Source organism: Aliarcobacter vitoriensis (assembly GCF_003316695.1).
GTDB lineage: Bacteria > Campylobacterota > Campylobacteria > Campylobacterales > Arcobacteraceae > Aliarcobacter > Aliarcobacter vitoriensis.
In genome coordinates this window covers 14,558-35,361 of sequence record NZ_PDKB01000022.1, presented here as the reverse complement: position 1 = coordinate 35,361, position 20,804 = coordinate 14,558, and the positions used below count along the sequence as shown (strand labels likewise).

The 20,804-nt window shown below is 27.1% G+C and carries 18 protein-coding genes and 1 pseudogene; 13 read left to right on the top strand and 6 right to left on the bottom strand.

Features of this window, described 5'->3' with window-relative positions:
• From CRU91_RS12420 to CRU91_RS10810, 4 genes and pseudogenes are all read left to right on the top strand, one after another.
• Positions 1–145 (top strand): annotated as a pseudogene (locus CRU91_RS12420) (cysteine synthase A); the annotation flags it as partial.
• 15 nt (positions 146–160) lie between these two features.
• Entirely contained in the window at positions 161–1,498 is a 1,338-nt protein-coding gene (locus CRU91_RS10820) for an NAD(P)/FAD-dependent oxidoreductase (protein ID WP_113895238.1), read from the top strand.
• A 57-nt stretch (positions 1,499–1,555) separates the two neighbouring features.
• A complete protein-coding gene (gene moeB / locus CRU91_RS10815) occupies positions 1,556–2,689 on the top strand; it encodes a molybdopterin-synthase adenylyltransferase MoeB (protein WP_235827003.1) in 1,134 nt (377 codons plus the stop codon).
• Between the two features lie 8 nt (positions 2,690–2,697).
• A complete protein-coding gene (locus tag CRU91_RS10810; RefSeq protein ID WP_113895236.1) occupies positions 2,698–3,909 on the top strand; it encodes an EAL domain-containing protein in 1,212 nt (403 codons plus the stop codon).
• 32 nt (positions 3,910–3,941) lie between these two features.
• On the opposite strand, the gene CRU91_RS10805 is transcribed toward CRU91_RS10810, so the two are convergent.
• The 5 genes from CRU91_RS10805 to CRU91_RS10785 form a co-directional block, all read right to left on the bottom strand.
• A complete protein-coding gene (locus CRU91_RS10805; RefSeq protein ID WP_113895235.1) occupies positions 3,942–5,111 on the bottom strand; it encodes a benzoate/H(+) symporter BenE family transporter in 1,170 nt (389 codons plus the stop codon).
• Positions 5,112–5,263: 152 nt separating this feature from the next.
• A complete protein-coding gene (locus CRU91_RS10800; RefSeq protein WP_113895234.1) occupies positions 5,264–6,109 on the bottom strand; it encodes a virulence RhuM family protein in 846 nt (281 codons plus the stop codon).
• Positions 6,110–6,319: 210 nt separating this feature from the next.
• A complete protein-coding gene (locus CRU91_RS10795; RefSeq protein WP_113895233.1) occupies positions 6,320–8,668 on the bottom strand; it encodes a TonB-dependent receptor in 2,349 nt (782 codons plus the stop codon).
• A 208-nt stretch (positions 8,669–8,876) separates the two neighbouring features.
• Positions 8,877–9,854, bottom strand: coding sequence for a FecR family protein (locus CRU91_RS10790; RefSeq protein ID WP_113895232.1), 978 nt, complete (start codon positions 9,852–9,854; stop codon positions 8,877–8,879).
• Positions 9,854–10,327 (bottom strand): RNA polymerase sigma factor, encoded by a 474-nt coding sequence (locus CRU91_RS10785; protein ID WP_113895231.1) that lies wholly within the window; start codon positions 10,325–10,327, stop codon positions 9,854–9,856. The genes CRU91_RS10790 and CRU91_RS10785 overlap by 1 nt, the downstream gene beginning before the upstream one ends.
• Positions 10,328–10,516: 189 nt before the next feature.
• On the opposite strand from CRU91_RS10785, the gene cysT reads away from it, so the two are divergent.
• From cysT to CRU91_RS10745, 8 genes are all read left to right on the top strand, one after another.
• Positions 10,517–11,371 (top strand): sulfate ABC transporter permease subunit CysT, encoded by an 855-nt coding sequence (cysT, locus tag CRU91_RS10780; protein ID WP_113895230.1) that lies wholly within the window; start codon positions 10,517–10,519, stop codon positions 11,369–11,371.
• Positions 11,368–12,228, top strand: a complete 861-nt coding sequence (cysW, locus tag CRU91_RS10775) for a sulfate ABC transporter permease subunit CysW (RefSeq protein ID WP_113895229.1) — start codon at positions 11,368–11,370, stop codon at positions 12,226–12,228. The genes cysT and cysW overlap by 4 nt, the downstream gene beginning before the upstream one ends.
• Positions 12,229–12,234: 6 nt before the next feature.
• Complete coding sequence (locus CRU91_RS10770; RefSeq protein WP_113895228.1) at positions 12,235–13,260, top strand: sulfate/molybdate ABC transporter ATP-binding protein; 1,026 nt, start codon at positions 12,235–12,237, stop codon at positions 13,258–13,260.
• Positions 13,261–13,359: 99 nt separating this feature from the next.
• Positions 13,360–15,621, top strand: a complete 2,262-nt coding sequence (locus CRU91_RS10765) for a methyl-accepting chemotaxis protein (RefSeq protein WP_113895227.1) — start codon at positions 13,360–13,362, stop codon at positions 15,619–15,621.
• Positions 15,622–15,695: 74 nt separating this feature from the next.
• The gene (locus CRU91_RS10760) at positions 15,696–16,136 is read left to right on the top strand and encodes a hemerythrin family protein (RefSeq protein WP_113895226.1); all 441 of its coding nucleotides are present in this window, start codon (positions 15,696–15,698) and stop codon (positions 16,134–16,136) included.
• Between the two features lie 54 nt (positions 16,137–16,190).
• On the top strand, positions 16,191–16,625 hold the full coding sequence (locus CRU91_RS10755) for a copper chaperone PCu(A)C (protein ID WP_113895225.1): 435 nt from the start codon (positions 16,191–16,193) through the stop codon (positions 16,623–16,625).
• Positions 16,626–16,632: 7 nt separating this feature from the next.
• Positions 16,633–17,121 (top strand): hypothetical protein, encoded by a 489-nt coding sequence (locus CRU91_RS10750; protein ID WP_113895224.1) that lies wholly within the window; start codon positions 16,633–16,635, stop codon positions 17,119–17,121.
• Entirely contained in the window at positions 17,121–17,690 is a 570-nt protein-coding gene (locus tag CRU91_RS10745; protein ID WP_113895223.1) for an SCO family protein, read from the top strand. The genes CRU91_RS10750 and CRU91_RS10745 overlap by 1 nt, the downstream gene beginning before the upstream one ends.
• Here the strand turns inward: CRU91_RS10745 and CRU91_RS10740 are convergent.
• The gene (locus CRU91_RS10740; protein ID WP_113895222.1) at positions 17,687–18,643 is read right to left on the bottom strand and encodes a helix-turn-helix domain-containing protein; all 957 of its coding nucleotides are present in this window, start codon (positions 18,641–18,643) and stop codon (positions 17,687–17,689) included. The two genes, CRU91_RS10745 and CRU91_RS10740, sit on opposite strands and share 4 nt — an antisense overlap.
• Before the next feature lie 113 nt (positions 18,644–18,756).
• Between CRU91_RS10740 and CRU91_RS10735 the strand changes: the two genes are divergently transcribed.
• Positions 18,757–20,799 (top strand): TonB-dependent receptor, encoded by a 2,043-nt coding sequence (locus CRU91_RS10735; RefSeq protein WP_113895221.1) that lies wholly within the window; start codon positions 18,757–18,759, stop codon positions 20,797–20,799.
• Positions 20,800–20,804: the final 5 nt, after the last annotated feature.

Genomic DNA, 20,804 nt, shown 5'->3' with positions numbered 1-20,804 from the left:
ATCATCAGGAGCGAATGCATTAGCAGCAAAAATAGTAGCTTCAAGAGCAGAGAATAAAGGTAAAGTAATAGTTACAATTCTTTGTGATACTGGTGAAAGATATCTAAGCTCTGGGCTTTATGAGTATATAGAAGAAAAAAATTAATTTAAAGGAGAATAGATGAATAGAAGAGATTTACTAAAATTAGGTACTTTAGCAACTGCCGTTACTGCAACATCAGTTTTTGCTGCAAGTGGTACAAAAGAAGATATCAAAAGTGTACAAAATGCTGTAAAACCACTAAACAACAACGATAGAGTAATCATTATTGGTGGTGGATATGCAGGTTTAACTGTTGCAAAAAACATAAGATTATATAACCAAAAAGCAGAAGTTATAGTAATTGAAGCAAAAAATATCTTTGCATCTTGCCCTTATAGTAATTTATGGTTTGGAGGAGTAAAAGGTGTGGATTATAATGATTTGATTTTTTCTCCATTAAAACCAGCTTCAACTTATGACTACGATATTATAAATGACAAAGTTGTATCTATAAATAGAGAAAAAAAAGTGGTTACCACTTTAAATGGTAGTTTTGAATATTCTTTATTGGTTTTATCAACTGGAATAGAATATGATTATTCAACTTTTGGTTTAGATGAAAAAGAGGCAAAAAAAGCTTTTACAAAATTCCCAGCTAGTTATAATGGTGGGTTTGAACAACTTTCTTTAAAAGAAAAAATAGAAAAATTTAAAAGTGGAACTTTTGTTATAACTGTGCCAAAAGGATCTTACAGATGTCCTCCCGCACCTTATGAAAGAGCTGCTGTAATTGCTGATTATTTTAAATCTAAAAAATTAAATGCAAAAGTTGTGATAATCGACCCAAGAGAAAAACCAACAACAAAAGCTAAAGGATTTTTAAAAGCATTTGATACTTTATATAAAGATTATTTAGAATATATTCCAAATGCAAATATCAAAAAAATAGACTTAGATAAAAAAACTATATATTTTGAAAAAAATAATTTAAAAGAGATGGAAACTACAAATGAAACTTTGGTTTTTGATGATGCAAATATCATTCCAAGTAATAAAGCCTCAAAACTTTTAAAAGATAGTGGGTTAGAACTTACAAGTGATGGTTTTGGAAGAGTAAAAACACCAACATTTAGAAGTTACAATGATGATAATATTTATTTAGTTGGAGATGTTGTAGGTGAATATCCATTCCCAAAAAGTGCTCAAATGGCACACTCTTGCGGAATTATTGTAGGTGAACAAATAGCAAGAAGATTAAATAAAGAAGATCCAAAAGAGGGAAGTGTTTATCCTCAAAATGTTTGTTATTCACTTGTGAGCCAAGATACTGGTATTTATGTAACTCATCAAGCATATTTTGATAAGGCTGATGGAAAAGTAAAAGTAAAAACAGAGTTCTTTGAAGATATAGAAAAATCAACTTTTGATGCAACAAAAAGTTGGTATGCAGGAATTACTGCGAATATCTTTGAATAGAAATTATTAACTGCAATTGTGATATTCTTCTATTGAAATTTTAAATAGGAGTATATGATGTCAGAACAAAATAGACTTTCGCAAGAAGAAATAACTAGATATAGTAGACATCTAATTCTTCCTGAAGTAGGGCTTGAAGGACAACTAAAACTTAAAAACTCAAAAGTTTTAGTTGTAGGAACAGGAGCTTTAGGTTCTCCTGTACTTTTATATCTTAGTGCTGCTGGAGTTGGGACTATTGGACTTATAGATTTTGATACTCTTGATGAATCAAATCTACAAAGACAGATTATCCACTCTACAAAATTCATAGGAAAAAGTAAAATTTCTTCCGCGAATAATAGAATAAATGAAATAAATCCAAATATAAATGTAGTTGCTATAAATGAAAAATTAACTAGCCAAAATGCCATAGATATTATCAAAGATTTTGATATTGTTGTCGATGGAACTGATAATTTTCAAACAAGATATTTGATAAATGATACTTGTGTGATGTTAAATAAACCTTTTGTTTATGGAGCTATTTTTAGATTTGAAGGGCAAACAACAGTTTTTAATTCAAATAATAGTGCTTGTTATAGATGTATTTTTCCAACTCCACCAAAAGCTGGACAAGTTCCATCTTGTTCAGAAGCTGGAGTTTTAGGAGTATTACCTGGAATTATAGGAACTATTCAAGCAAATGAAACTATAAAACTTATTTTAGAAAAAGGTGATAGTTTAAAAAATAGGCTTTTATCTTTAAATGCTTTGAAAATGGAATTTAAAGAGTATAAAATTGCAAAAGATGAAGATTGTCCAGTTTGTGGTAAAAATCCAACAATAACAGAACTTATTGATTATGAAGAGTTTTGTGGATTAAAAAATCTTGATGACAACTTTGTTATTGAAGATATAACTATTCAAGAGTTAAAAAAGCTACTCGATGAGAAGCAAAATATACAAATAATTGATGTTCGAGAACAAATAGAAGATGATTTAGCTTTAATTAAAAATGCAAAAAATATATCATTCTCAACTTTGCTAGATAGAATTGATGAAATTGATAGTAATAAAAAAACTATCATAACTTGTAAAATAGGGCTTTTAAGTCTTCAAGCTATCTCAAAATTAAAAAAGGCTGGATATAAAGGTGAAATATATAGTTTAAAAGGTGGAGTTACTTCTTGGGTAAATGATTTGATTTAAGGGGATTTATGGAAGAAAATGAGATTTTACTGCCAAATAGAAAAGAGTTTCTAAAAGATTTAGAAAGTGAAGTTTTTAATAAGTTAGTTATATTTGATATAAGTGGATTTGGAAATATAAATCACTATTATGGATATAGTTTTGGTGAGAAGATTTTAAAGCTTATCTCTTTAAGATTGGAAGATAAATTTATTGGAAGTAAGATTTACTATTTAGGTGCTGATGTTTTTGCTGCTGCTTCTTGTTTTGAACTCTCAAAAGATAGATTTATTCAATCTATAAAATCAATAATTTGGTATTTCGGATATACTCCAATAGAACTAGATGAATATAAAGTATATATTCCTTTAAGAGCTGGAGTTGCTATAAATTATAATGAACTTGTATTTAGTGCAGAGTTTGCTTTAAAACAAACAAGAGTTCTAAAACATAATTTAGTGATTTATGATAGTGAACAACATCATATAAATCATCCAAATTCATCATCAATCAAAGAAGATTTATATTGGGAAACACAAATAATCCAAGCTATAAAAAAAGATAAATTTGAGATTTTTGCTCAAAGTATAAGTAATCAAACAGATAAAAAATATGAAGTATTAGTTCGAATGAAAGATGAAAAAGGTAAGATAGTATCTCCATATTTCTTTCTTGAAAGAGCTAAAAAATTGAATCTATATAGTGAGATTACAAAAAAAATAGTTCAAAAATCTTTCGAATTCTTTGATAGTAAAAATATAGAGTTTAGTATAAATTTATCTATTAGCGATATTTTAGAAAAAGACGTTGTGGATTATATAATTCAAAAAATATATGAATTTGATATAGGACATTTATTGACTATTGAAATAACCGAAAGTGAGGGAATAGACAATCTTGAAGAGGTAATATCTTTTATAAGAATTGTAAAAAGTTTGGGAGTAAAAATAGCCATAGATGACTTTGGAACTGGTTACTCAAATTTTTCTTATTTGGTTACCTTACAAGCTGATTTCATAAAATTGGATGGTTCTATAATCCAAGATTTAAATAAATCAAAAACAGCAAAAGCAGTGGTTGAAGCAATAGTTTTCTTCGCTCAAAAAGTTGGTATAAAAACTGTTGCTGAATTTGTGTCTTCAAAAGAAATTTTTAATATTTGTAAAGAGTTAGATATTGACTATTTTCAAGGATACTATTTTGATGAACCAAAAAATGTAAAAGAATTAAAATTAAAATAGATATTTTATTCTCAAGCTATAAAGCTTGAGAATTATTTGTTCTTGAATTTTATATTTAAAATAAAATAAGAGATAAGACCTAAAACAAGTCCCCAAAATGCTCCACCAATCCCAAATAAATTGATATTTGCAGCTGTTGCTATAAAAGTTATTAGTGCGGCTTCTCTAGTTTTATCATCACTCATTGCATTTGTAAGGCTTCCAGCAATTGTACTCAATAGTGCAAGTCCAGCTAAAGAACTAATAAATGTTGCTGGAAAAGCTGCAAATAAAGCTGCAAGAGTAACTCCAAAAATACCAACCAAAATATAAAAAATACCAGCTGTAACACCAGCAATCCATCTTTTTTTTGGGTTTTCGTGAGACTCTTTACCTGTACATATTGCAGAAGTTATAGAAGATAGGCAAAATGCATGAGAACCAAAAGGAGCCATTAAAATTGAACCCAATCCAGTAATCGCTAAAATAGGTTTAGCACCAGTTTTAAACCCATCATTTTTGAGTATCAATAATCCTGGCATATATTGTCCAGTTAAAGTTATCAAAAATAGTGGCAAAGCAATACTTAGTGCTGTATTTAGTGAAAAAGTTGGTTCATTAAATACTGGATATGCAAATTTTAGTTCAATTCCTGAAAAATTAATTTGTGATTGTATAGTTAAAAGTATAAAACCAAATACTAAAACACTAACAATAGCATATCTTGGAGAATATCGTTTTGTAATTAGATATATAAAAAATAGTGAAATTGCTAAAATAGGGCTAATTGTCATATTTAAAAAAGCAGAAATACCAAATTGTAATAATATACCAGCTAATAATCCAGCTGCTATTCCAGATGGAATCAAACGAATTAATTTATCAAAATAACCAGAAAGCCCTAAAATAAGAAAGGCTAAAGCAGAAAGTATATATGCTCCAATTGCTTCAGAGTAGGAAACAGTTGCAATAGCAGTTACTAAAAATGCAGCAGCAGGTGTACTCCAAGCAGTAATTATTGGTTCTTTTGTGTACCAACTTAACATTATTCCCGTAATTCCAACACCAATAGAAATAGACCAAACCCAAGAAGCAGTTTGTTCTGGGCTAAGTCCTGCCATTTGTGCTGCTTGAAATATTAAAATAAAAGTTCCACCATAATTAACAATAACCGAGATTAATCCAGCAATTATTGGTGGAATAGCCGATATTTTGTTGTTCATTTTATACTCCTTAATTAAAAAATGTTTTGAAAGTATAAAAGTATTAAATAGATTTTACAATCTGTTTATTGCTAATTTTTATTTTTTATATAAATCTATAAAATAAGCAATTTTTGGATTGATGAAAGGATTATTTATGTATTTAAATTTGGTTATTTTAACTTACTTAAAATATCATCTATATCTAAACTCATTTTAGAAAAAGCAAACCATTTTTTACCCAAATCCTTTAAACTAGCACCCAAATGATATATCTCTTTTTTATCAAGTATTAAAAATCTATCGTGTGAATTTTTAAAAGTTTTTAGTGTTATATTTTTATATTGAGTTTGATATTTTTCATAGTCAAGTTTTAGTTGTTTTGAAATGGAACTTGTATAAATAGCAAAGTTTATATTTTGATATTTTGAAAATAGAGTAAATATTGTATCATCTATATAGTTATCTATTAAAATTATTTCATTTTTTGATAACTTCAATAAATCATTTATAAAACTGTAAGAGTCATATATTTGTCCATCATAAAATATTCCACTATCTTTTTCTAGTTTATTATCTTTTATTTTAGATTTTACTATTTTCATATCATTTTCTAGGGATAACAATCTTTGTTCCGTTATTTTATGAGTATTTATCACATATCCATTTTGGATATAACTTTTCAAAATAGATGTTGCCCATTGACGAAATTTTGTTGCTTTATTTGAACTAATTCTATAACCAACACAAATAATTGCTTCTAAATTATAGTGTTTTATAAGCCTTGCTACTTTTCTATTTCCTTCTTGACGAACTACCGAGTAATTCTCGGTAGTTGAATTTTCATATAGTTCTCTTTCTTTATAAATATTTTTTAAGTGTAAACTAATATTATCTGTACTTGTATCAAAAAGTTCAGACATTTGTGCTTGTGTAAGCCAAATAGTTTCACTATCAACAGAAACTTTTAGTTCTAGTTCTCCATCATTATAAACTACTAAATTTGATAATTCTTCCATTTTATAATCCCCATATTAAAATAGTTAAAGATTATAACACAAATTTAGATTTTTATAACAAGTATCATAATGTAATTTTATACCCTTAAGTATGAGTTCCAAAGCACAAAAGGAAAGTATATTTTTTATCGAAATTTTAATCTCAAAATTAAATAAATACTTTGAAACCCATGCTTAAAAGTACAAAGAGAGCAAAAACTCTCTTTATTATTAAAACTTTAAAGTTACATTAAAAGCAACACTTCTTGGGTCACTTAAAGTTGTAGTATTTGCCCAATATTTTTCATTTGTCAAGTTTGATGCATAGATTCTAAAAGTAGTATCATAACCATCAAGTTTTGTTTCATATCTAGCACCAAAATCAACTGTTGTATAAGCATCAAGTTTTTGCGTATTTGCACTATCAACCCATTGAGTTCCAGTATAATAAACTCCACCATTTAAAAATATTTTTGGCTCAATCGGTAATCTATACTCAGCATACATTTTTGCTTGATATTTTGCTACATTTTGAGATTCTTTTCCTTCTGTTGCTTTATTTGTAGCTTTTTCTACTTTTGGGCTAAGATAAGTAATCCCTCCCATTAAAGTTAAATTATCTGTTGCTTTTCCAGTAAGCAATATTTCAATTCCTTCATTTATTTGTTCTCCATCTTGACTAGTTACTTGTGTTTTTCCATTTCCATTATTCGCAAAATATTCTGTTATACTATTTTTTCTTTCTATTCTAAATAGTGCTGTACTCAAAAGTAAATCTTGATTTATAGAATATTTTGCTCCAATCTCATATTGTTTACTAACTCTTGGATCAAAAACTTTTCCATCATTTATATCATTTTTATTATTAACAACTGTACCATTCTCAAGTGATTCCATATAAGTAATATAAGTTGTTAAATCTTCTATTGGTTTATAAATAAGAGATAGAGTTGGAGTTAAAGCTGATTTATCATAACTTCCATTTTGTGCTTTTGTAAATGTATTCCAACTATCTTGTTTCATAGAAGCAAAGTTTACGCCAACTAAAGCACTCCATTGCTTATTAAATGTAATATTATTTGCTAAAACAACATTTGAATTAAGCTGTTTTCGTACCAAAAATGTTTCATTTGGTTTAGAAAATGCATGATTCCATTGATGAAATGAATTTATATCATTAACTGGAGAATTCATTATAAAATAATCAGGTCCACTATAAAACTTTTCGCTACCAAAAGAACCACCAAAAGTTAAAGCATGATTAATAGAGCCTGTGTCAAAATATCCATCTAAATAAGCGTAAGCACCATCATTTTTTGTTTTTTGCTCAGGAAAATAATATAAATCTCTTGTCAAAATACTTGTATTTGTATTTACATTATTACTATAATATGGTTTTAGTCTATTTGCTTCATTGTATATATATGCTGTTCTAAGTCTTAAACTATCACTAAAACTATAGTTTGCCTTTAACTCTACTTTATCTGATCTATCATCAATATATACCCAATCTGGAGCATAAGTTTTTTTAGTGTCAAAACTTGAAGCATTAGGTCTTTTCCCTGTAATTATCCATATTGGTTTAACTCCTGTTGTAGCATCCCTATGAGAATAATATAATCCGAAATCAAGATTATCAGTTGGCTTATAGGCAAAAGATACTCCTATTAATTTTTCTTCATCTTCATAGTTTTCTATTGCTGTTTCTCCATCTTGATAAGCAACATTCACTCTAACACTTAACTTATCATTGATATTTTGAGAAGTATCTACAGTCGTATAATAATTCTTTCCACCATTATTTCCAACTGATACTTTTGTAAATGGATTTAAAGTAGGATATTTTAAAGCATAATTTATAACTCCTCCAACATTCCCACTTCCATATAGGAATCCACTAAGTCCACTTATAACTTCTACTCTTTCTACTTCTTTAAGCCCAATTCCAAATGCTAAAGGTAGAGGAATTCCATCTACTAAAGCTTGTGCTATACCTATCCCTCTAATGCTTGTAGAAACTCCAACATTTTGTGAAGCATTTTCTTTATTTGTCATAACAGGACTTGTTTTTGCAATTTGATTTGTATTAGTTATAATTGTATTTTCTATAAAATCAGATGATATTATACTCATTGAATAAGGAGTATCTTGAAGACTTAGATTCCCCCAAACTCCTAGAGTTTTTACATCTTCTACAAGGTAGCCTGATTCTGCACTTCCATTTTTACCACTTTTAACAGAAATATCATCTAAGATATAAGTACCATTAATCACTTTTACAGAAGATAATGGTTTTATGATTATTGCTCCATCTTCCATAATAGCTTCTAAACCACTATTTTCTAATACTTTATCTAAAGCGTTTTTTGTTCCTTCTATATCTTTGATAGCATTTGCTGTTTTTCCTTCAAAAATAGAACTATTAGCAATATATGGAATATTCGCTTTTTTAGATATTTTTTCAATAGCATCTTTTAAAGATGATTTATCTAATGAATAGCTTATATTATCTGCATAAACATTTGAGCAAATAATCAAAGCAACAACTGGACTTAATATACTTTTTTTAAGTATTGTCATATTTTCTCCTAATAATTTTATAAAGCAACTATAATAATTGCTTTTATAATATATAAGAGTAAAAATATATCAAAAAACGGACATCATTTTTTACAAATTTTGAAATTTCTTTTACAAGTGTGGTTTTTTGGTACTTTTTTGGAGTATATAAACCTTTAAATTAAAGATTTAATAGAAAAAGATAGTAAAATATCTCTAAATTGATATACTATCTTCTTGAAACTTTTAGAACATTATCTTTTTTATCTATTTTTATTGGATATATTTTTGTAATAGTTTTTAAAAATATATCTATTTGAGTTGATGAAAATTCTCCTGTTATAAGATAATTTTCTACTTCTTTTGATAAAAATTCAATTGAAATATCACTATATTTTGAAAATTCTTCTAAAGCATCTTTTAATTGCGTTTTATCTAAAACTATTTTATTTTCTATCCAAGGAGCAATTTTGACTTTTGGTATATCTGCTATTTGGTCTATTGTTCCTATGCTATTTGAGTAACTTATTGTTTGTGCTTTTGTTAAAATTGCTTGATTTTGTTTATCAAACAAATATTTAGAGTAGTAAGTTTTTACTGTACCATTTTCTACATTTATAGTTGTAGAATCTTTTTTATGTATAACTTCAAATTTTGTTCCAATTACTTCTATATTGATATTATCACTTTTTATGATAAACACTCTATCTTCATCTTTTGCTACTTCAAATAAAGCTCTTCCATCTATCAAATGTACTATTCTTTTATTACCAAAAAATTCTATATTTATATTTGTTTTTGCATCAATAAAAACATTTGAACCATCTGGAAGTTGTTCTTTTATAGGTTTTATATCTGTTATATGAGTTCTTGAAAATTGCACTTTAAAGCTATCATCATAAGCTTTAAACGCGAAGAAACAGAGTATTAGTAAACTTGCAGCTAAAGTAGAAAATGATTTTATTTTTTTATAAAACTTGTCTTTACTTATTTGTTTATGTGCATTAACACTAAGTTTTTCTTGATTCTCTTTAGAGATAGATTTTGACATATTATGTATAAATTTTATTCTGTTAAAAACTTTTTGATGATTTGTATCTTGTAAAAGCCAATTTTGAAACTCTTTTTTCTGATTGTCATCGAAGCCTTCTTTTTCACATATTACCCAGTATGTTGCTTCTTCTTTGATTTTAATTTCTGTGTTCATTAAAATCCTCTCTTTTGCAATTCTTCTTCTATTTTTAAACTGGCTCTTTTTATAAGTTTTTCTACATTATTTGATGTTGTATCCATCATTGATGCTATCTCTTTTCTTGAATAACCATCAATAGTATATAAAATATAAGCTTCTTTTGTTCTTTGTGGTAGTTCTTCTATAATTTGCATAAAAATCTTTTCTTGATCTTCTTGTATCAAAATATCTTCTGGTTGTTCATATTCTGGAATTAAACTCAAGTTCTCTTCATATATTGTAGTTTGTAATTTTTGATTTTCTAAAGCTTCATGTACAACGATATTTTTTACTATTTTATATAAATATGCTCTTTCATTTTCTATTTCATATTTATCTTTTATTTCAAGATATCTAATATACGTTTCTTGTATTATATCCTTGGCTTTTTCTTTATCACCACATAATTTAAACGAGAAATATAAAAGTTCATCGTAGTATTTCAACATAAATTTACCTAGTATTTTTTTGAGAAGCAGTATGATAACATTTATTAACTGATTAAATACTCCTTGACATAAAAAATAAAATTTGCTAATATTCCACCAACTTAATAGGTGATTAATTTAATCATCTATTTTTTTGTATGTTTTTAATATTCACCAATAAGATGTATATTAGAATTAAAAAGGAATAAAATGAGATTAAATTTTGGAATATTAAAAAGACCAAAATCCCAAATTCCAGGTTTTGGACTAACTATGGGATATACAGTTTTTTATCTAAGTATTATTGTGCTTATTCCACTAATTGCACTATTTTCAGAAGCTTTTAGTATGGGATTTCAAGCTTTTATAGATACAACAACGCACCCAAGAGTTATAGAAAGTTATAAATTGACTTTTTTTACATCACTTATTGCTGCAATAGTAAATACAGTTTTTGGTCTAATAGTTGCTTGGTGTTTGGTTAGATATACATTTTTTGGAAAAAGAATATTTGATGCAATAGTTGATTTACCATTTGCTTTACCAACAGCTGTTTCTGGTATCGCACTTACAACTTTATATTCATCTCAAGGTTGGTTTGGACAATATTTAGAACCACTTGGAATAAAAGTAGTTTTTTCTCCAATAGGAATAACAATTGCTTTGATTTTTATAGGTATGCCTTTTGTTGTAAGAACTATTCAACCAGCACTTGAAGAGATACAAATAGAGCAAGAAGAAGCTAGTGCAAGTTTAGGAGCATCAAGATGGCAAACATTTTATAAAGTGATACTACCTACTATATTACCAGCAGTTCTTACTGGATTTGCTCTATCTTTTGCTAGAGCTTTGGGTGAATATGGTTCGGTTGTTTTTATATCTGGAAATCTACCGATGAAAACAGAGATAAGTACACTTTTAATTGTTACAAAATTAGAACAATATGATTATGCTGGAGCAACAGCAATAGCAGTTGTTATGCTTTTAATATCATTCGTTATGTTATTAGTGATAAATATACTTCAAAGATGGAGTTCAAGAAGAAAAGGAATGGAGGCAATATGAAAACAGTAAATAACTCAAAAAGTTTACAAAACGAATCAAGTTTATTTAAATATCTATTGATATTTATAGGAGTTACTTTTTTAATGATTATGTTAGTTATTCCTTTGATTACTATATTTGCAGAAGCTTTTAGAAAAGGGTATGAAGCTTATTTTTTAAGCTTTAATGATGAATATGTTTTACAAGCAATAAAACTTACATTTATAACTGCTGCAATTGCCGTTCCTTTAAATCTAGTTTTTGGTGTTTGTGCTTCTTGGGCAATAGCAAAATATTCATTTTTTGGTAAAAGTTTATTAATAACTTTGATTGATTTACCATTTGCAGTAAGTCCAGTAATTTCTGGATTTGTATATATTTTACTTTTTGGTGCTCAAGGTTGGTTTGGTTCTTGGTTGATAGAAAATGATGTACAAATTATTTTTGCAGTTCCAGGTATTGTTCTTGCCACTATATTTGTAACTTTTCCATTTGTTGCAAGAGAGTTAATTCCTTTAATGCAAGAGATGGGAAATGATGAAGAACAAGCAGCATTACTTTTAGGTGCTAGTGGATTTCAAACATTTTGGAAAGTTACTTTACCAAATATAAAATGGGGATTGCTTTATGGTGTTATTTTATGTAATGCAAGAGCTATGGGTGAGTTTGGAGCGGTTTCTGTAGTTTCTGGACATATTCAAGGAGTTACAAATACTATGCCACTTCAAGTTGAGATTTTGTATAACGAATATAACTTTGTTGCAGCTTTTGCTGTTTCAACACTTTTGGCAATATTGGCACTTTTTACTTTGGTTTTAAAATATATTTTAGAGTGGAAAGTTCAAAAAAGAGCAAAAAAATTAGAAAATGAAGAGTAGGAAAAGATGAAAATAGAAGTAAAAAATTTAACAAAACATTTTGGCAACTTTGTAGCCTTAGAAAATATTGATTTAGATATTGTAGAGGGTGAACTTCTTGCCCTTTTAGGACCATCAGGTAGTGGGAAAACTACACTTTTAAGAATGATAGCAGGACTTGAAACAGTTGATGAAACTGATAGTGGAGAAATATTATTTAACGGTATTGATGTTGGAACAAAAAATATAGGTGAACGAGATATTGGTTTTGTATTTCAACACTATGCACTGTTTCGACATATGACAGTTTTTGAAAATATAGCTTTTGGTTTAAGAGTAAAACCAAAAAAACAAAGATTAAGTAATAAAGAGATTGAAGAAAAAGTTACAAAACTTTTAAAACTTATTCAACTTGATGGTTTTGCTTCAAGATTCCCTTGGCAACTATCTGGTGGTCAGCGACAAAGAGTTGCACTAGCAAGAGCTTTAGCAGTTGAACCAAAAGTTTTACTGTTGGATGAACCATTTGGAGCTTTAGATGCAAAAGTAAGAACAGATTTAAGAAGATGGTTAAAAGAACTTCAAGAAGAGTTAGGAATAACAACTATTTTAGTAACTCATGACCAAGAAGAAGCACTGGAAGTTGCAAATAGAATAGTTGTAATTTCAAAAGGAAAAATAGAACAAATAGGAACACCGCAAGAAGTTTTTCATAATCCTAAAAATGAATTTGTAATTAATTTCTTGGGAAATGTAAACTTATTTCATGAAAGAAAAGATGATGGAAGTGAAGATAAATATCTTATTCGTCCACATGAATTAGAGATAGTTTCATTTGATGATAATGAGTCAATATTAAAAGCTAGAGTAAAATATATTCAATTAGCTGGTTCTTTTGTAAAAGTTGAATTAACGCATATAAATGATGAAAAAAGAGTTGTTTTAGTAGAACTATCACATTATGAATTTAATGATAAGAATTTAAAAATTGGCGATATTGTAGGAGTTAGAGCAAGAAAACTTAGAAGTTTTGAAGCTGGAGCAGGAATTTAAAAGAGATTTATATACATTCATAAGTATAAGCTAGATTTATCAGAATTATAACTATTTATGGTAACATTAGCCAAAAATTTTACTGTTTAGGGGAAGTTTATGAATTCTGTTATAAAAAAGGTATCCTTTTTTCAAAGTTTGTCTGTGGCAATTATTTTAATATTTGCAGTATTTAGTATCAATATAGTTGTAAAAAATTTTATAATTTTAGATGTAAAAGAGAATTTTGAGCATAGAGCTACTGATATAAAGGCAACTTTTGAAGTTTTAAATGAATCTATAAAAGAATCTGCAATTACGGTGTTAAGTGTTTTAAAATCACATATTGGTAATATAGAAATTGATAATAATAGAAAAATTGAGATAAATGGTGTACAAACTTCATTTTTAAAATCAAATGAAGTAATTTTAAATAATAACAATGAATTAATAGATGAATTTACAAAAACAACAGGTGCTGTTGCAACACTATTTGTGAAGCAAGATAATGATTTTTATAGAGTTGCTACTTCACTTCATAAAGAAGATGGAACAAGAGCAATAGGGACTTTTTTAACTAAAGATAGTCCAGCTTTTGAAAAAATTACAAATAAAGAGAAATATATTGGAACTGTAAAATTGTTTGGTAAGAATTATATGACAGTTTATGAACCAATAATTAAAAATAATGAAGTTATAGGAATTTTATTTGTTGCATATAATTTCGATAGGCTTTATGATATTTTACAGAGTAAATTAGAGAAAATTAAATTTGGAGATAGTGGATATTTATTTATTTTAGACTCTAATGAAGGTATTTTAACTTTACATCCAACATTAAAAGATAAGAAAATTGAAGAGTTGGATAGTAATCTTCAAACTCTTTTAAAAAATATGATTAAACAAAAGAATGGAACAGAAATTTATGATTTTATGCAAAATGGTGTAGAAACTAGAAAGTTATCTGCATTTACAGCTTTTGATGAATGGAATATGATTATTGTAACAAGTGCAAATTTTGATGAATTACTTGAATTAAATGATACTTTAAGAGTTTATTCGATTTTTGGTGGAATTTTACTTTTATTTACTTTATTAGGGATAAGTTATTTGATCATCAAAAAAACTGTAAATGAACCACTTTTAATTATCAATGAAGATTTAAATGAATTTTTTGCCTACTTAAATAGAGAAAAAGAAGAAGTAAATTTTGTAAATATTGATACAAAAGATGAATTTGGTCGAATGGCAAAAATACTAAATCAAAATATTGAGAAAACACGAATTGGAATAGAAGAAGATAGAAGATTAATCCAAGAAACGATTAGTGTTTTAAGTGAATTTGAGCATGGAGATTTATGCCAAAGACTGAATATCGAAGTATCAAATCCAGCTTTAATGCAATTAAAAAATGTACTTAACAATATGGCAAATAATTTAGAAAATAATATTGAAGATGTTCTTGTTGTGTTAGAACAATATACACACTATAATTATTTAAAGAAAGTTCCTACTAAAGAGGTAAAAGAGCATTTACTAAGATTGGCAACAGGTGTGAATGAATTGGGAGCATCAATTACTAGAATGTTAGTAAGAAATAAAACAAATGGATTAACTTTAGAAAATAGCTCAAATATTTTACTTGAAAATGTAAATAAGTTAAATAGCTCTTCTAATTTAGCAGCTGCAAGTTTAGAAGAAACAGCAGCCGCAATAGAAGAGATTACATCAACAGTTAGAAGCACTTCAGAAAATATTACAAAAATGACAATGCTATCAAATAATGTTACAAAATCTGTAAAAGAGGGCGAAGAACTAGCAAATCAAACAACAACAGCTATGGAAGAGATAAATTCTCAAGTGTTAAACATAAATGAGGCAATAAGCGTAATAGATAATATAGCATTCCAAACGAATATTTTATCTTTAAATGCAGCAGTAGAAGCAGCAACAGCTGGTGAAGCAGGAAAAGGATTTGCTGTAGTTGCTCAAGAAGTAAGAAACCTAGCATCAAGAAGTGCAGAAGCGGCTAAAGAGATAAAAGAGTTAGTTGAAAAAGCAACATCAAAAGCAAATCAAGGAAAGCAAATAGCTACGACTATGATTGAAGGTTATAAAGAGTTAAATGAAAATGTTAATCAAACTATGAATTTAATTGGTGATATTCAAAATTCTTCTAAAGAGCAACTTTTAGGAATAGAGCAAATAAATGATGTTGTAAATAATTTGGATAAACAAACACAAGAAAATGCAAATGTAGCTTCACAAACAAATGATATTGCAAAAGTTACAGATGAAATAGCAAAACTTGTAGTTCAAGATGCAGATAGTAAGATTTTTGAAGGAAAAGATAGTATAAAAGCAAGAAATATAGATTTATGATAGATTGAGTTGATTTTAATCAATTCAATTTAAAAAAAAATCAAATAAAATCTCTTAAAAGATTAGGAGAGAAAATGCTACTTAATAAAGATAATCTACCATTGGTTGATATGGATTTTATGAATGAAACACATTTTGAAGATGTTGATTTATTGAATGAACTTTTTATTAATATTGAAGATTTTGAAAAAGAAGCTTCTGATGAAAATTTTGAGAAATTAAAATCAAAATATAAAGATTGGGTAAACCATACTGTAAACCACTTTGCAACGGAAGAAGAAGAGATGGTAAAAAGAGGTTTTTTTGCTTATCCATTTCACAAAGGTGAACACGATAATAATCTAGCTGAAATTAGAGCAGTTTGGGATAGTTTTGAACATAGTAAAAATATTGAAGAATTAAAAAATTATATAGAATTTGATGTTATAAATTGGTTGATAAATCATATTCGTTCTATGGATACTGTAACTGCAAGATTTTTTAAAACGGGTATGAGTCCTTGTGGTATGATGTAAAATTAACATTAAATTAACACTTATTGTTTATAATTCCAATAAAAAGGAAGATTTATGAAGAAGATATTATTTCTATTTTTATTGGGAAATTTTGCAATATTGAGTGCTTCGAGTATTGAAGTAAAAGAGCCTTATGTAAGAGCAACTCCACCAAATATGAAGAATACAGCGTCTTTTATGACTTTGGAAAATAAAACAGATAAAAATATATCTTTAATAAAAGCTAGTTCTGATGTTGCTAAATTTGTAGAATTACATACTCATGATATGAAAAATGGTGTTATGTCAATGTATGAAGTTGAAAAAATTGATATTTTGGCAAATAGTAATACTGTTTTACAACCATCTGGATTTCATATTATGTTTATAGATTTGAATAAATCTTTAGAAAATGGTGAAAAAGTAGATTTAACTTTGGAGTTTTCAAATGGTGAAACACAAAAAGTTACAGCTGAAGTTAAAAATGTAATGCATGGTATGAAACACTAAAATAGTTATGAATAAAGAAAATAAAAGCACTCTAACAACTATAATATTACCTTTAGTGGCTATTTTTACTATTGTGATTGGATATTTTTTTATAGATTTCAATTTAGTTTATCAATCATTTAAAGGTGATGTAAACTATGTTGTTCAAGATAAAGGGTGTGATTTACATAAAAGTTCTTGTGAAATAGTAATTCAAGATGGAACGAAGTTTGTATTGAGTATTGAACCAAAGAATATACCTTTGATGGAACCTTTAACTTTTTCTATAAAAAGTAATAAAGATAATTTAGAGAATTTAACTTTAAATATCTATGCAACAAATATGTTTATGGGAGAATTTAATTTACCAATCAAAAACTTGGGAAATGGTAATTATGAAGCAATAGGAACTCTTCCTACTTGTCCAGTTGGTAAGATGCAATGGAATGCAGATATAAAAGTAGTACAAACAACACAAGATATTGGTGCAAGATTTCAATTTGAAACGGATATGTAATGAAAAATATTTTTAAAATAGTAGTAGTGTGTTTAATATCTATTGGTTTAATACTACTTTTAAAACCTTTTGTAGCAGAGTATAAAGATGTAAATAAATATGATTTTACACTTGATACAGTAGATGGAAAAATATCAAAAGATGATTTTAAAGGAAAAGTTTTAGCTATATATTTTGGATACACATTTTGTCCTGATGTTTGTCCTACTTCATTAAGCTCTTTATCTCAAGCTTTAAATAGTTTTGATAGTAAACAAGTTGATAATTTTGTAGGGCTTTTTATTAGTGTTGATCCAAAAAGAGATACTCTTTCTAACTTAAAAGAGTATGCAAAATATTTTCATAAAAGTTTTATTGGAGCAAGTTCATCAAAAGAGAATATTGATGATATTGTGAAAAGATATGACTCTTATTATGAAATGGTTACTTTAGAGAATTCAGCTATGGAATACTCTGTCGCACATACTTCTTATATTTATATTTTTGATAAAGATGGAAAATTTGTAGAAAAAATAAACCATTTTTCTAATCCAAACAAAATAAAAAAAGTTTTAGAAAATTTACTTTAAAAATAATACTTTCTTTTTACCATAATATCTTTTGGTGGAAATCCAAAGAATTTTACAAAAGCATTTGTAAAACTTTGTTGATGTGCATAGCCAACAAAATTTGATATTTCAGCAATAGAAAACTCACTAGTTTCAAGTAAATATTTTGCATAAGTCATCTTTTGTTCTAAAACTAATTGATAAATAGTTGTATTAAAAAGCTCTTTGAAACCATATTTTAATTTGAATTCATTTATAGCACATCTTTTTGATAAAGTCATCAAATCTGGGAAAGATTTTTCATTTATAATAATATCTTTTGCAAAATGCAATCTTTCTATATCATCATTTGTTAGTTTTACTTTTTTTTGATGATTTTGTTCATTTGGATTTAAAATATCTAAAAACTCATGATAGATTAGTTCCAAAACTTTACTTTGTAGATATATATTTTGTAATTCACCTGTAAAAGGGCAGTTGTAAAGTTCTGTTGCCAATGGAATATTTTTTGAAATTTGATTTTTCAAAGTTACACTAGGAAGTGAAGAAAAATCTTTTGAGTGAATATCAAGAAGTTTAGAGAAGTTATTTTCTATAAAATTATCTTTTATAATTATTCCTATACTAGAAGAATTAGTATATAAGTTAGTTGTCATATCATATGCATTAATATATTCTATTTTAATATTATTTTTTTTTATAGTTTCATATTTATTTAAAAAATTATCTTTGTATGATATTTCTCCATTTAGTAAAATTCCTATACAAATAAAGCCATCAACTGTCTGAGTAGATTCTATATTAATACTATTTTTTATTATGTTACTAGCTTTACGAATATAAATTTCTTCTGTAATATTAGCTGTTTCATATTCTATATAATCTATACCATTTTGGAGTTCTAATAAGCTACATTTAGATAATTGTTGAGAAAAATCTTTTTGAAAGCTTTTTAAATTTATTGAATATGACATTTTTATCCTTTATTCCTAAAAATAAATCCCCATTTAGGAAGACTACACTTGAAATCAACAATACTTATCATTATAATACTAAGCTATTTAAAATCATATAAAAGGAAAATAAAATGTTGAAAAGTAAGAAAATCTTATTTTTATCTTTAGTTACAAGTTCTTTATTATTTGCAGAAGAAACTACAAAACTAGAAGAAATAACAGTTAGTGCAAATAAAATGGAGGAAAATATCCAAGATGTTCCGCAAAGTATCTCTGTAATATCTAAAGAAGATATAGAACAAAAAGGCTTTAAAAATATAAAAGATGTAATAAATGAAATTCCTAATATGCATATAGATGGGATAAATCAAGTTTCATTTAGAGGGTTAAATATTTCTAATCTCACAACTAATAATCCAGTTGTAATCTATCTTGATGGAGTTCCTTATTACTCAATGTATGATTTTAATGCATCTATCGCAAATGTTGAACAAATAGAAGTTTTAAGAGGAGCTCAAGGGACACTATATGGTAAAGATGCTATAGGTGGAGTTATAAACATAATTACAAAATCACCAACAAATGAATGGAAAGGAATTATACAAACAGAATATGGGAATGATAATACTTTTAATGCAAAATTAAATACAAGTGGAGCAATAATAGATAACAAACTATTTGCAGGAATAAATGGTTCATTTAATCATACAGATGGTTGGATAGAAAATCATTATGCTGATATTGACAAACATGCAAATAAATCCAATGATAGAAAAACTAGTGGATTTTTACTATATAAACCAACAGATAATTTATCGGCTAAATTAACAGTAGCAGATGATTATAATAAATTTTATGATAGCACTTTTCAAGTACCTTTATCAAAATCTGTAAATAGTATATCAAGAGATGATGGGAAAAATGCAAATTATGATGTTCCATCTTATCAACAAATGGAATCAAAATCTCAAGCATTAAATTTTACTTATGAACTTGAAAAATTAAAATTTGAGTCAATAACGACACATAAAAAGAATGAGATGAACTCTCAATATGACCTTGATATTAATACAGATGATAAATCATATTCATATAACTCTACTGACACAGAAACATATACTCAAGAATTTAGATTATCTAGTAAAAATCAAGATATAAAATGGTTAACAGGTATATATGTTGATAAACAAGATAGAGATACAAATATGGGAGCAGATTCTGATTTCTTTACTATGAAATCTCCATCATCAACAACTGATAAAACTTATGCATTTTTTGGGCAAACTATGATTCCTTTAGGAAAAAGTTTTGAACTTACTTTAGGTGGAAGATACCAAAAAATTAAAAGTGATATTGATTTAATATCAAATACTTCTATGATGGGAATGAATTTACCATCTTTTAATTATTCAGATGAAAAAACTTGGAATAGTTTTTTACCAAAAGCTGCACTGACATATAAAATAAATGATAATTTATCAACTTATATTTCATTTTCAAAAGGTTATATATCAGGTGGATTTAACACAGCCGCACAATTTGGAAGTACAAATGAAAATATGTTTGAACCACAAAAATCTACAAACTATGAAGTTGGAGCAAAATATATAGGAAATAATTTTGCACTTAATGCAGCTATTTTTAGAATGGATATAAAAGATACTCAAGTTTTCTATTATTTACCTACTAATGAAACTATAACAGATAATGCAAAAAAATCTCATTCTCAAGGTATAGAAATAGATGGAACATATTTTATAACTGATAATTGGAGTATTTCAGGTGCTGTTGGACTAATTCAAGCAAAATACGATGAATATAGTGATGGTAGGGCTAAATATGATGGTCAGAAAATACAAAATACACCAAAATATACTGCAAATTTAGGAATATCATATTTAGCTGATAGTGGAATATATGGAAGAGTAGATTTTAATGCAAGAGGTAAAACAAACTTCTTTGATAATGCAAATACTAAGATGGTTGAAACTAATGGAGCTTTTATAACAAATGTTAAAGTTGGTTATAAAGTAGGAGATTTTGATATTTATGCATTTGCTAAAAATTTAACAAATGAAGATTACATAGATTATTATTCATCTTATGGAACAACTTCTACAATACTATTAAATGAACCAAGACAATTTGGTATTGGTGCTATCTATAAATTTTAAGGAAT

Coding starts and splice junctions, on each gene's coding strand:
- CRU91_RS10820 (WP_113895238.1), top strand. CDS start 161: ATGAATAGAAGAGATTTACTAAAATTAGGTACTTTAGCAACTGCCGTT.
- moeB (WP_235827003.1), top strand. CDS start 1,556: ATGTCAGAACAAAATAGACTTTCGCAAGAAGAAATAACTAGATATAGT.
- CRU91_RS10810 (WP_113895236.1), top strand. CDS start 2,698: ATGGAAGAAAATGAGATTTTACTGCCAAATAGAAAAGAGTTTCTAAAA.
- CRU91_RS10805 (WP_113895235.1), bottom strand. CDS start 5,111: ATGAACAACAAAATATCGGCTATTCCACCAATAATTGCTGGATTAATC.
- CRU91_RS10800 (WP_113895234.1), bottom strand. CDS start 6,109: ATGGAAGAATTATCAAATTTAGTAGTTTATAATGATGGAGAACTAGAA.
- CRU91_RS10795 (WP_113895233.1), bottom strand. CDS start 8,668: ATGACAATACTTAAAAAAAGTATATTAAGTCCAGTTGTTGCTTTGATT.
- CRU91_RS10790 (WP_113895232.1), bottom strand. CDS start 9,854: ATGAACACAGAAATTAAAATCAAAGAAGAAGCAACATACTGGGTAATA.
- CRU91_RS10785 (WP_113895231.1), bottom strand. CDS start 10,327: ATGTTGAAATACTACGATGAACTTTTATATTTCTCGTTTAAATTATGT.
- cysT (WP_113895230.1), top strand. CDS start 10,517: ATGAGATTAAATTTTGGAATATTAAAAAGACCAAAATCCCAAATTCCA.
- cysW (WP_113895229.1), top strand. CDS start 11,368: ATGAAAACAGTAAATAACTCAAAAAGTTTACAAAACGAATCAAGTTTA.
- CRU91_RS10770 (WP_113895228.1), top strand. CDS start 12,235: ATGAAAATAGAAGTAAAAAATTTAACAAAACATTTTGGCAACTTTGTA.
- CRU91_RS10765 (WP_113895227.1), top strand. CDS start 13,360: ATGAATTCTGTTATAAAAAAGGTATCCTTTTTTCAAAGTTTGTCTGTG.
- CRU91_RS10760 (WP_113895226.1), top strand. CDS start 15,696: ATGCTACTTAATAAAGATAATCTACCATTGGTTGATATGGATTTTATG.
- CRU91_RS10755 (WP_113895225.1), top strand. CDS start 16,191: ATGAAGAAGATATTATTTCTATTTTTATTGGGAAATTTTGCAATATTG.
- CRU91_RS10750 (WP_113895224.1), top strand. CDS start 16,633: ATGAATAAAGAAAATAAAAGCACTCTAACAACTATAATATTACCTTTA.
- CRU91_RS10745 (WP_113895223.1), top strand. CDS start 17,121: ATGAAAAATATTTTTAAAATAGTAGTAGTGTGTTTAATATCTATTGGT.
- CRU91_RS10740 (WP_113895222.1), bottom strand. CDS start 18,643: ATGTCATATTCAATAAATTTAAAAAGCTTTCAAAAAGATTTTTCTCAA.
- CRU91_RS10735 (WP_113895221.1), top strand. CDS start 18,757: ATGTTGAAAAGTAAGAAAATCTTATTTTTATCTTTAGTTACAAGTTCT.